This is a genomic window from Paraburkholderia sp. RCC_158 (assembly GCF_041355255.1).
GTDB lineage: Bacteria > Pseudomonadota > Gammaproteobacteria > Burkholderiales > Burkholderiaceae > Paraburkholderia > Paraburkholderia graminis.
Map to the genome: position 1 here is coordinate 24,263 of NZ_JBFUPM010000010.1, position 11,510 is coordinate 35,772.

The following is an 11,510-nucleotide window of genomic DNA, read 5'->3' on the forward strand; positions in this document are numbered from 1 at the left end:
ACTCGCTAACGCTTACTCGACTTCCACCGCTTCCGGATTCGGATTGCGCGGCGCCGGATGCTCGTCGAAGGTCAACTGCACCTTGTCTTCCACATCGACGTCGACCGACACGCGGCCGCCGTTCATCAGCTTGCCGAACAGCAGCTCGTCGGCCAGCGCGCGACGGATCGTGTCCTGGATCAGACGCTGCATTGGCCGCGCGCCCATCAACGGATCGAAACCGTGCTTGGCGAGATGCTTGCGCAGCGCGTCGGTGAAGAGCGCGTCGACCTTCTTCTCGTGCAACTGATCTTCCAGTTGCATCAGGAACTTGTCGACCACACGCATGATGATCTCTTCATCCAGCGCACGGAAGCTGATGGTCGCGTCCAGACGGTTACGGAACTCCGGCGTGAACATGCGCTTGATGTCGACCATCTCATCGCCGGTTTCGCGGCGGTTCGTGAAGCCGATCACCGACTTGCCCATTGCCTCGGCGCCCGCGTTCGTCGTCATGATGATGATGACGTTGCGGAAATCCGCCTTGCGGCCGTTGTTATCCGTCAGCGTGCCGTGGTCCATCACCTGCAGCAGCACGTTGTAGATGTCCGGATGCGCCTTCTCGATTTCGTCGAGCAGCAGCACGCAGTGCGGCTTCTTGGTGACAGCCTCGGTCAAGAGGCCGCCCTGGTCGAAACCGACATAGCCCGGAGGCGCGCCGATCAACCGGCTCACGGCGTGACGCTCCATGTACTCCGACATGTCGAAGCGGATCAGCTCGATGCCGAGCGTGAACGCCAGTTGCTTCGCCACTTCGGTCTTGCCGACGCCCGTGGGGCCGGAGAACAGGAACGCGCCGATCGGCTTGTCCAGCTTGCCGAGGCCCGCGCGCGCCATCTTGATCGCGGCCGACAGCGCGTCGATGGCCGGGTCTTGCCCGAACACCACGCTCTTCAAATCGCGATCCAGCGTTTGCAGCTTGCTGCGATCGTCTTGCGACACGCTTTGCGGCGGGACACGGGCGATCTTCGAGATGATTTCCTCGATCTCGTTCTTGCCGATGGTCTTCTTCTGCTTCGACTTCGGCAGGATGCGTTGCGCCGCGCCGGCTTCGTCGATCACGTCGATGGCCTTGTCCGGCAGATGACGATCTGTGATGAAGCGTGCCGACAACTCAGCGGCCGCCGACAGCGCACCCGACGAATACTTCACGCCGTGATGCTCTTCGAAGCGCGACTTCAGGCCACGCAAAATCGCCACGGTTTGTTCGACCGACGGTTCCGTCACGTCCACCTTCTGGAAACGGCGCGACAATGCCGCGTCTTTTTCGAAGATGCCGCGATACTCCGTGAACGTCGTCGCGCCGATGCACTTGAGCGTGCCCGACGAGAGCGCCGGCTTCAGCAGATTCGACGCGTCCAGCGTGCCGCCCGACGCGGCGCCCGCGCCGATCAGCGTATGAATCTCGTCGATGAACAGAATCGCGTGGGGACGTTCCTTCAGTTCCTTCAGGACCGTCTTGAGACGCTGTTCGAAGTCGCCGCGATACTTGGTGCCCGCGAGCAGCGCGCCCATGTCGAGCGAATACACCTGCGCGTCGGCCAGAATATCCGGCACTTCGCCGCGCGTGATGCGCCACGCGAGCCCTTCGGCGATCGCCGTCTTGCCGACGCCCGCCTCGCCCACCAGCAGCGGATTATTCTTGCGGCGACGGCACAGCACCTGCACCACGCGCTCGACTTCCGACTCGCGCCCGATCAGCGGATCGATGCGGCCGTCTTTCGCCATCTGGTTCAGGTTCTGCGTGAACTGGGCGAGCGGCGTTTCTTTCTGCGCGGCGGCTTCGTCGGACTCGGCATTCGCGTCGCTCGCTTTCGCGGCGTCCGAACTGCTCGTCTTGGCGATGCCGTGCGAGATGAAATTGACCACGTCCAGACGCGTCACGCCCTGCTGTTGCAGGTAATACACCGCGTGCGAGTCCTTCTCGCCGAAGATCGCGACCAGCACGTTCGCGCCGGTCACTTCCTTCTTGCCATTCGAGGTGGACTGCACATGCATGATCGCGCGCTGGATCACACGCTGGAAACCCAGCGTGGGCTGCGTGTCGACGTCGTCCGTGCCAGGCACGGTCGGCGTGTTGTCATGAATGAAGTTGCGCAGGTTCTGGCGCAGATCCTCGATATTGGCCGCGCATGCACGCAACACCTCTGCCGCTGTCGGATTGTCCAACAGCGCCAATAAGAGATGTTCGACCGTTATGAACTCGTGCCGCGCCTGGCGTGCTTCCATGAACGCCATGTGCAGGCTGACTTCCAGTTCCTGGGCAATCATGCTTCCTCCATCACACACTGCAGCGGATGCCCGGCCTGCCGTGCGTGGGTAACGACTTGCTCGACTTTGGTCGACGCGATGTCCCGCGTATAGACCCCACAAACTCCCCTGCCCTCGCGATGCACCTTCAACATCACCTGCGTTGCGGTTTCACGATCTTTATTGAAGTATTCCTGCACGATCATCACGACAAATTCCATTGGCGTGAAGTCGTCATTCAGCAGCACCACCTTGTACATGGATGGCGGCTTGAGCTTTTTCTCCTGCCGCTCCAGTACGGTGCCGTCCTGCTTGTCCGGGATAATCGCCATACACCCATTCTAAACAACTAGGACAGGCCCGCAATCCTGTCAAAACCCGGCCAGCCGGCCAGTGAGCCCGTTCGCTACCGCACGGCGAAAATTACCGCCTGCGTGCGCCATTCGACGAGCCGATTGCGGGGCCGGCTCCAGTCCAGATCATGCGTTGCGGCCGTGCTGCGCCGCAGTCGGATCGAGTATCGCACAACCTGCCGGAGCTGGCTGACCGCCGCCCACTCGCGCAACCGGCGGCGAGCGACCCGCAGAACACCATGTGAGACGATTATGCGACTTTTCAAGACAGCCCGCTTGCGCAACCGCACATAACGAAAGCGGGAAAAACCCTGGAAACCGCCTGTTTGCAACGTGTGTCAGGGCATCTCAAAATTTTCTTGACACTCGAATAAAGAGCCTCAACAATCAAGCTGGCACTTTTTTCACTGCGCCAAATTTCGAAAAAATGCCGATGGTGAGCTTGTGAGGAGGGAGCGGCTGCATCACGCGGCCGTCGAGCTTTTCGAGGGCTCGTGGTAGTGACATGAGTTACAGGGGAAGTTGGAATGGCAACTGGTACGGTCAAATGGTTCAATGACGCAAAAGGTTTCGGATTCATCACGCCGGATGAAGGCGGCGAGGATCTGTTTGCACACTTCTCGGCCATCCAGATGAATGGGTTCAAGACCCTCAAGGAAGGCCAAAAGGTGACCTTCGAGGTCGTGCAAGGCCCGAAGGGCAAGCAGGCATCGAACATCCAGGCACCCGCCTGATACTTGTTCGATACCCGTCCTTTTGAAACCCGGCTTCGCGCCGGGTTTCTTTTTGGGCGATTATTTTTTCGCTTCTTTTTTTGCGTGCGTTTTCGGTGCGGCGATTTACCGTCCGCGGCGAATCGTCGATGTCCCAAATAACGGGCAAATTGTCGCGCTGGCTATTGTTTATTGCTATTGCACGGCGGCGTGTGTCATCGAGCGTTGAAGTTCGAGGCTTCGAGAAAGGTCGCCTTCGTAAGTCGCAATGCCCTGGTGGCTGAGGTTCGAGCGCGTATCGATGACGGGCGTGATGCCAATGCTCTCGACCAAGTGACAAAACCAGTAGTCCTCCGACAGATAGACCCGCGTCTCTGGATCGATCCCGGTGTCGAAAAACGCATAAAGAAAGTCGGCGGTCTTGCCCTCGTCGAGTTCCGGGCGGCCGACGAACGGCGAGCGGCACCGCAATTCCGGATAACGCGCGATCAGCGCGACAAACACCTCGCGGCGGATCAGCATGAAACCGGTCGGCGCATAGCGCGCGTCGAGGAAACCGTCGGCGTCCGGCTCGAGCGAGTCGGTGCGCGCGACAGCCGGATAGGTCGCGTAGAGCGCGCGGAAGTCCGCTTTGGTCGAACCGGCCGGCATCGCATGCGTGAGTCCGGTTGCCGGCCAGCCGTCGTTCTTCAACGGATAAACGCCTGCCGCGACGGGTCGATCGGCGCGCAAGAGACGCACCACGTCTTCGCCCCTGAAACCGATGTCGCTATCGATCCACATCAGGTGAGTAAAGCGGTCGTCCGCGAGAAATTCGGCGACCATCGTATTGCGCGCGCGCGTGATGAGGCTGTCGAAACTGTTGAAGTTCACGCGGATGCCGAAACCGTGTGTCGACGACATGTCGTAGAGGTCGAGCAGTCCGAGTGCGTAGCCCGTGGTAACGACGGCGCCGTAGCTCGGCGTGGCGACGTAGACGTTTGCGGCGATGTGAGCTGGGTTCATGTTCTGATCGTTATCTGATTGCATGCGGGAGGCGGCTGTCGTCCGCCGCGGCGTAACTTAACCGAGGCGGCGCGTTGTGCGTCTCGATAAAGTTGGGGCTGTGGCGGTGTGGGTGCAATCAGCGATCGTTAGGCGTGGGAAAACCCGGCTGATTGAACGCGGCCGGGTTTGTTGCGGGGGGTGAGAACCGGGTGTGGTGCCGGTGCCTGCGGGTCTGGCACCGCGCGCTTAGATGTCCGCGTAGGGGGGTAATAAATCCAGATCGACTAAACGGATTTCGATGCGGTTTGCGACTTCCACGTGTTCTGGGTTGTCCGCAGAGAATACCGCGTCGGTGACGCTGACGATGATCGTGCCGGTTTGCTCGCGGCCGGACGCGGGCACGGAGATCAACGCGCGAGCTTCCGGCACTTGCTGCACCGTGATGACTTTTGGCAGGTACAGCATCCAGCCGACGCCGGGTTTGTCGTCGAATACACGTCGCTCGAAATATTCTTTCGGCGTTACTTCCACGACAAGCGGTTCGAATGTGGCGACGATCGCCTGAACTACACGAGCCATGTCGTCCGCCGATTCTGGGGCCAGCGCCGTATCGATATCAAGCGTCGCCCGATCGGGCAGCACCTTTGCATCCGATACTTGACATGAAATCACGGCGCTGTCGTCATCGCATGCGTCATTCCAGATCGCGGCATGCGATACGCCACGCTTTTTACCGCCGGCTCGCGTCGTCAGCACGGCGAGTGCTGAGGTAGAAGGCTCTCCGTTTTCGTCAAAGGCTGGATAGAGGCGAGCCTCCTCCAGCGAGTCGGCTGTCAGTCGCCAGTTGGCATGTGCCATCAGCGGCTGTTTCGCGAACAGCGCAGCGACGAGCCGCGATTCACGAGCCAACATTTCCCGGAAATCATGGGACGGCAGTGAAGCGTCCCGAAAGAGTGCATTTATTTCCATTGTCGGATCACGGTTGGTAGACAGCTGGAACGCCCACGCGCGTGAGCAGCGGGGCCATCTTTTTGTACGTGAGCGGCGTTTGAAAGTACCACGTCATGCGTGCAGGCGGATTCATGCGCACCACGGTGCCCTGCTCAACGATCTGGTCTTCCATCGTCCTGAAACCTTCGAACCACTTTTCGGCCTTCGGGATTGAGCCATCAAGAAACTGATCGTACTTGCCCTTTGCTTCTTGAAGCATGCACGCTCCCGCCTGAAACCCGTCGAAGTCAATGCCGAGCCATTGCCACTCGTCGCTCCATCGGCATTCCTCGACGTCAAACGCAAAGCCCGTGATTCGCGCTTGATACTGGTAGGAATTCCAGTTGACCCCGTGGTTGCGGCGAACCTTCGATCCCCCCTCCGGCGGACACTTCTTGCAACTCTCCTCACTCCGCGGCAGCGTCCGCACAGCCGGCGCAGCCTTGCTGTCTTCCTTCGTCGTATCGCCGGACAGGCTAGCCGTTCCCGCTACCGCCGCCCCGCCCAATAAAGCTGCGCCAACGCGCGCCAAGACCGGACCGAGCGCCGTCGCTGCTCCCTCGATTAACGGTATTGCCAGACCCGCCATTGCTTAGTCCTCCCTGAAATTCAGGATGTTCGATCTTCCAGCGCACGACGCGCACATAGTCGTGAAACCGTTCGTCCGCCGAGCGGCCCGGACGCGTCAACCACGCGCGTATTGCGGGCTGTTCGTAAAAGCCCGGCGCATACGCCTCGATGCGAAGAAACGCGACGAGATTCTCGTCACGCTCGATGCCAGGTTCGCGCGCCGCCTTGAACGCGCGCCACAGCCGCGACGAAAGCGTCGCGTCGTCCGCGAGCTTCGGATCGTCTTTGCACAAATCCGCCCGCACGCCATCGACAAAGCCCTTCGCATCAATTTCGGCGAGCGCCGCAACCTGTTCCGTCGTCAGCTCAAGCATGCGGGTGCACTCTCGTCAGTTCGCCGTTGACCTCGACCAGCCAGTCGAGCGTCGGCACAAAAAATTCGATGCGCTGCGTGAACGACAGCAGGTCTGCGATCTCGCTCATCAAGCGAGCATCGTAAAAGCGCAGCAGCGCGGTGCGACCGTCGGGCATGCGCGCGTCTAAACGCGCTCGCAACTCGTCGGCAAGCGAAGCAAAGGGATAGGCGCTGACGAGCCATGAAACGCCCTGAGCGCCTGCGCCCATCGCGAAGAGTGACTGTCGAACGTCGCCGGTTGCCTGCTCGACATCGATCAACCAAGGTCCGGCGCCGGCCAACGATGCGTCGGGTGTGCCGTCGAATAACGCAATAGCGGATGCGGGCCGCTCTACTGACTCGCCATCCGCATCCGCTGCCGCGGGCGCATAAAGCAGCGCGTCGATGAGCGCATACAGCCGCAGCGGCAACGTCGCCTGCGCCTGGCGCTGTGCGAAATAAGTGTTGATCGTCGACGGCACGGCTTACCCCCGCATCACCATCGTTGCGCCACTTTCTGCCGCGGCTTTCAGGCATTCGAGACAGAGCGTCGGGCTCGGAGACAGCGGCAACGCAGTAGCCGCCGCGAGCGCTGCGCCGGTATGCGCCTGCCCTTGCCCGTCGTCGCTAAGAGCGGAACTGGACTGCGACGCGATCAGCGTCGCGCCGCATGCAGTGCGCATACCTTCGACAGCCGTATTCCGACCGTCGATTGCGTGCGGATAACGACGGCCGAGCACGTCGGGCAAGATCGGAAATGTGCCCTTGCATTGCGGACACGCAACCATATGGCCGACGCCCGAAATGGGCTTGCCTTCCACCGTTGCTGTCGGGTTTCCTTCAAGCACTCTGCCGCCGTGCGACGTTGTGTCGCCTTCGCAAATAATGCTGCGTCCCAAGTGGCCCTCTCTCAGTTCTGTTTCGTCTGAACTTTATCATCGGCAAGCGACAAAACGAACGAGTCGGGATGTGCGAGAGCTTAAGAAGTGTTAATTCACTTTCCGGAGTTTATTTTTCAATCGACCTCGCCTTTCCGTTGTTGGTTAAAGCGCTGCTCAACACACTACCTAAGCCGTTCCCTCCACCAAAACAAAATTCCCGCTCGCCGCCCCTGCGCGCAAAACTTTCGCCGCCTGATATTCCGGGCTCTCATAGAACGCCTTCGCGTCAGCGAACGAATCGAATTCGATAACCATGTGCTTCGTGTGCGTCTCGCCCTCCACATGTTCGTGTCGGCCAGAAACTGCGATGACCTTTGGCGCGACGTGTTTCGCGGCGAAGCTCGCTATCGCTTCGCCTGCGGCTTTTGAATAGATGGCGTAAGCGTTTGCGTCGGTGATGTTGACGTGTGCGATCAAATAACCTTTTGGCACGTGTGATATTCCTGTGGTTGACGGCTGCCCACTGTGCGCAGCCCGAGCCTCGCACTGTGCCCGCGTCAATGCCGCCGATAAAGCCGTCGCGAAGAACAAGACAATTCGAGCCGCACTAATAATCCGTGTTGGCGCGCCGCGCAAATGAACATGAAATAAAAAACCCAGCTAATCGTTCGCATTAGCTGGGTTTTTATCGACCTGACGGGACGTTGCCGCGCGTCCCGAAAGCCGGACTACATATTCTCGATCATCACCTGCCCGAACCCCGAACATGACACCTGCGTCGCGCCTTCCATCAAACGCGCGAAGTCGTACGTGACGCGCTTTTGCAGAATCGACGTTTCCATCGACTTGATAATCAGATCCGCCGCCTCGAGCCAGCCGAGATGGCGCAGCATCATTTCCGCCGAGAGAATTTCCGAGCCCGGATTCACGTAGTCTTTGCCCGCGTACTTGGGCGCCGTACCGTGAGTGGCCTCGAACATCGCGACCGAATCCGACATGTTCGCGCCCGGCGCGATGCCGATGCCGCCCACTTGCGCGGCCAGCGCGTCAGACACGTAATCGCCGTTCAGATTGAGCGTGGCGATCACGTCGTATTCGGCGGGGCGCAACAGAATCTGCTGCAGGAAAGCGTCGGCGATTACATCCTTGACGACGATGTCGCCGCCCGTCTTCGGATTCTTGACCTTCATCCACGGACCGCCGTCGATCAGCTCCGCGTTGAACTCCTTCTGCGCGAGCGCATAACCATAGTCACGGAACGCGCCTTCCGTGTACTTCATGATGTTGCCCTTGTGCACGAGCGTGACCGAGCGGCGGTCATTGTCGATCGCATACTGAATCGCCTTGCGCACGAGACGCTCCGTGCCCTCGCGCGAGACCGGCTTGATGCCGATGCCCGACGTATCCGGGAAGCGGATTTTCTTCACGCCCATCTCTTCCTGCAGGAACTTGATGACCTTCTTTGCCTGCTCGGACTCGGCCGGCCATTCGATGCCCGCGTAGATGTCTTCGGAGTTCTCGCGGAAGATCACCATGTTGGTCTTTTCCGGCTCACGCACCGGCGATGGCACGCCCTTGAAATACTGCACCGGACGCAGGCATACGTACAAATCGAGTTCCTGACGCAGCGCGACGTTCAGCGAACGGATGCCGCCGCCGACGGGCGTGGTGAGCGGTCCCTTGATCGACACCACATATTCCTTCAGCACCTGTAGCGTTTCTTCAGGCAGCCACACGTCCGGCCCGTACACTCGCGTCGATTTCTCGCCCGCGTAGATCTCCATCCAGTGGATTTTCTTCTTGCCCGCGTAAGCCTTCTCGACCGCTGCGTCCACGACCTTGATCATGACCGGCGTGATGTCGAGGCCGGTGCCGTCGCCTTCGATATACGGAATGATCGGCTGATCCGAAACGTTGAGCGAGAAATCCGCATTGACGGTGATCTTGTCACCACCGGTCGGAACCTTGATGTGCTGATACGGCATGATCGGACTCCAGTGAAGGCTGTGCTGCAAGCTGATGGGAGACTGCCAAGACGATGCTCCTCGCTACGCGCAATGCCGGACGCGCGCACGCGGCCTGGCCGTTATTCTAGCCCACACGGCCGCGGCATCGAGGCCGCCGCGGCTCGGGGTTTTCCAACATGCAGACTGGAATAAAGCACCGCGTCCGTCTGTTGTCTTGTCCATCTCGTCGATGAGCGCAGCCGCCCCGCCGCGCCCTATGCATTATTATCCCGCCATTCGCCACAGGCATCGCTCCTGCGGCCCCGCGTCGCGCCTCATGCTGCTGCGGCAGGCGCCGCACGACATCATCACCTTCCTATGCGCCTCATCGCTCTGAACAAGCCGTTCGGCACCATCTGCCAGTTTTCCGCGCACGAAACGCGCGCGTCGCTCGCCGACTGGGTCAAGGTGCCGGGCGTGTATCCGGCGGGCCGTCTCGATTCGGACAGCGAGGGCCTGCTGCTTCTCACCGACGACGGCGCGCTGCAAGCGCGCATCGCCGAGCCGCGTCACAAGCTCGTCAAGCGCTATTGGGCGCAAGTGGAAGGCGCGGTGGATTCGGCCGCGCTGAAGAAGCTCGCGCGTGGCGTCGATCTCGGCGATTACGTGACGAAGCCGTGTCGCGCCGAGTACGTCGAGCCAGGCGACACGCTATGGACGCGCACGCCGCCCATTCGCTATCGCGCCGCGATTCCGACGACATGGATCGAGTTGTCCATCACCGAAGGCAAGAACCGCCAGGTGCGCCGCATGACGGCCGCGGTCGGCTTTCCGACGCTGCGTCTCGTGCGCGTCGGCATCGGCGCGCTGGATATTTTTTCGCTCGGCCTGCAACCGGGCGAGAGCGTCGAGTTGCCGCACAACGCGCCTTGGGAAGGCGTCGCCTGATTCGCTAACTCGTTGTATGCGCGAACAAAATCGCGCGTGAAACCAGCTAATGAAAAAGCCGTGAAACAGCGGCTCGCGCATGCATGGCGCGAAGCCTGGTTCACCTCAATGTCGCGTGCTGAAATTTTCCGCAAAATTGACGTCAACCGGTGCGCAAGCTCACGCGTTATTCGACGCAGATGCCGCCCGAAGCTGTCCGGCATTCAGCCTTAAGAGCCTTTGTACAAGCCGCTTGTGCGGTCCGTGCGGGCAGTCTGAGCGCTCGGCAGACGCGTCGAAAATTTGTTCGATGCGCTGTCAACCGAAAGGTGGATGGCACGTTTACCGACATGACTCAAACATAACCGGGTCATTTGGTTAATTAACTCAAGCTGAGGATTTTCAAAATGAACAAACTGATCGCCGCTCTGGTCGCTGGCCTTTTCGCAACGGCAGCATTCGCACAAGCTTCGGCACCGGCAGCAGCTTCGGCAGCTCCGGCAGCAGCAGCTTCGTCGGCAAAGAAGACCACGAAGCACGCTCACAAGAAGTCGCACAAGAAGGCAGCTGCAGCAGCAGCCGCTTCGGCAGCTTCGGAGTAAGTTTGTCGTAAAAACGCAGTCAAGAACTCGCTTCATTGCCGTTCTTACGGCGTTGAAAGGCAGATCACCGCAAGGCGATCTGCCTTTTTGTTTTTGACGCGCTCGCGTAACATTCCCCGGTTAATCTCAGCAAGGAGTCACGCCGTGCGATTTCCCCTGCGCTCGTTGATGGCGCGCTTCATGACACCTTTCATGGCACGTCTCGCCGTTGCCGCGATCCTGCCGTTCGCGGCCCTGTCGTTTTCGGCTCTGAATGCACTGCCTGCTCACGCGCAGCAAATGCCCTCTGGCGCAAAACAGCCAGGCGAATTTCCGCGCGCGAAGCTGACCGCGGGCATGTTCGTGATCGACGCGGCCGTCGCCGCCAACGACGCCGACCGCGAGCAGGGCCTGATGTACCGCACGAGCCTCGCGCCCAACGAAGGCATGCTGTTCGTCTTCAATGAAAACGCCGTGCATTGCTTCTGGATGAAAAACACGCTGATTCCGTTGTCGATCGCGTTCATTCGCGCGGACGGCACCGTGACCGACATCGACGAAATGCAGGCCGAGACGACGAATAACCACTGCCCGAAGAACAACGGCGTGTACGCGCTCGAGATGAGCAAGGGCTGGTTCACGTCGAAAGGGATCAAGCCTGGCATGAAGATCCAGGGGCTTCCGGCGGCGCAGTAAAACCGCCCCCAACGTCGCCTCGCTCACCGCAAAGCCGGTGCCTGTTCATAAGGCACCGGCTTTTGTCGTTTTTACGCTCCGCGCGCCGCCAGCCACACCGCCAGCCACGCCACAGCCACACCTGGCAAGATTCCTGCAAAAGACGGGCCGACGCGCTATCCTAGTAGTCTTAGCAACGCAGCA

14 protein-coding genes are annotated in these 11,510 nt (G+C 60.1%); 4 read left to right on the forward strand and 10 right to left on the reverse strand.

Translation table 11 applies throughout. The features are described 5' to 3' along the window. Positions 1–12 precede the first annotated feature (12 nt). Positions 13–2,310, reverse strand: coding sequence for an ATP-dependent Clp protease ATP-binding subunit ClpA (gene clpA, locus AB6809_RS20045; RefSeq protein ID WP_029968048.1), 2,298 nt, complete (start codon positions 2,308–2,310; stop codon positions 13–15). Further along, on the reverse strand, positions 2,307–2,621 hold the full coding sequence (gene clpS / locus AB6809_RS20050; RefSeq protein ID WP_006050100.1) for an ATP-dependent Clp protease adapter ClpS: 315 nt from the start codon (positions 2,619–2,621) through the stop codon (positions 2,307–2,309). The genes clpA and clpS overlap by 4 nt, the downstream gene beginning before the upstream one ends. Positions 2,622–3,169: 548 nt before the next feature. On the opposite strand from clpS, the gene AB6809_RS20055 reads away from it, so the two are divergent. Beyond that, the gene (locus AB6809_RS20055) at positions 3,170–3,376 is read left to right on the forward strand and encodes a cold-shock protein (RefSeq protein ID WP_007180614.1); all 207 of its coding nucleotides are present in this window, start codon (positions 3,170–3,172) and stop codon (positions 3,374–3,376) included. 174 nt (positions 3,377–3,550) lie between these two features. Here AB6809_RS20055 and AB6809_RS20060 read toward each other — a convergent pair whose 3' ends face one another. The 8 genes from AB6809_RS20060 to icd form a co-directional block, all read right to left on the reverse strand. Continuing rightward, on the reverse strand, positions 3,551–4,360 hold the full coding sequence (locus AB6809_RS20060; protein WP_035569889.1) for a hypothetical protein: 810 nt from the start codon (positions 4,358–4,360) through the stop codon (positions 3,551–3,553). Positions 4,361–4,588: 228 nt separating this feature from the next. After that, positions 4,589–5,311, reverse strand: coding sequence for an immunity 52 family protein (locus tag AB6809_RS20065; RefSeq protein ID WP_371027050.1), 723 nt, complete (start codon positions 5,309–5,311; stop codon positions 4,589–4,591). A 7-nt stretch (positions 5,312–5,318) separates the two neighbouring features. Continuing rightward, complete coding sequence (locus AB6809_RS20070; RefSeq protein ID WP_371027051.1) at positions 5,319–5,921, reverse strand: restriction endonuclease fold toxin 5 domain-containing protein; 603 nt, start codon at positions 5,919–5,921, stop codon at positions 5,319–5,321. After that, positions 5,809–6,276, reverse strand: a complete 468-nt coding sequence (locus AB6809_RS20075) for a hypothetical protein (RefSeq protein ID WP_006050093.1) — start codon at positions 6,274–6,276, stop codon at positions 5,809–5,811. Before AB6809_RS20075 ends, AB6809_RS20070 begins: the two co-directional genes overlap by 113 nt. Further along, positions 6,269–6,778: a DUF4123 domain-containing protein gene (locus AB6809_RS20080; RefSeq protein WP_029968054.1), complete on the reverse strand. Its 510-nt coding sequence runs from the start codon at positions 6,776–6,778 to the stop codon at positions 6,269–6,271. The genes AB6809_RS20075 and AB6809_RS20080 overlap by 8 nt, the downstream gene beginning before the upstream one ends. 3 nt (positions 6,779–6,781) lie before the next feature. Then, positions 6,782–7,195 carry a PAAR domain-containing protein gene (locus AB6809_RS20085; RefSeq protein WP_029968055.1) on the reverse strand — a complete coding sequence of 138 codons (414 nt, stop codon included), beginning with the start codon at positions 7,193–7,195 and terminating at the stop codon, positions 6,782–6,784. Between the two features lie 168 nt (positions 7,196–7,363). Beyond that, positions 7,364–7,654, reverse strand: a complete 291-nt coding sequence (locus tag AB6809_RS20090) for a DUF1330 domain-containing protein (RefSeq protein WP_216649322.1) — start codon at positions 7,652–7,654, stop codon at positions 7,364–7,366. Positions 7,655–7,905: 251 nt separating this feature from the next. Next, on the reverse strand, positions 7,906–9,162 hold the full coding sequence (icd, locus tag AB6809_RS20095) for an NADP-dependent isocitrate dehydrogenase (protein WP_006050089.1): 1,257 nt from the start codon (positions 9,160–9,162) through the stop codon (positions 7,906–7,908). Between the two features lie 339 nt (positions 9,163–9,501). On the opposite strand from icd, the gene AB6809_RS20100 reads away from it, so the two are divergent. From AB6809_RS20100 to AB6809_RS20110, 3 genes are all read left to right on the forward strand, one after another. Further along, the gene (locus tag AB6809_RS20100) at positions 9,502–10,071 is read left to right on the forward strand and encodes a pseudouridine synthase (RefSeq protein ID WP_029968059.1); all 570 of its coding nucleotides are present in this window, start codon (positions 9,502–9,504) and stop codon (positions 10,069–10,071) included. Between the two features lie 386 nt (positions 10,072–10,457). Further along, complete coding sequence (locus AB6809_RS20105; RefSeq protein WP_027212290.1) at positions 10,458–10,652, forward strand: hypothetical protein; 195 nt, start codon at positions 10,458–10,460, stop codon at positions 10,650–10,652. Between the two features lie 144 nt (positions 10,653–10,796). Continuing rightward, positions 10,797–11,327: a DUF192 domain-containing protein gene (locus tag AB6809_RS20110; RefSeq protein WP_006050087.1), complete on the forward strand. Its 531-nt coding sequence runs from the start codon at positions 10,797–10,799 to the stop codon at positions 11,325–11,327. Positions 11,328–11,510 lie beyond the last annotated feature (183 nt).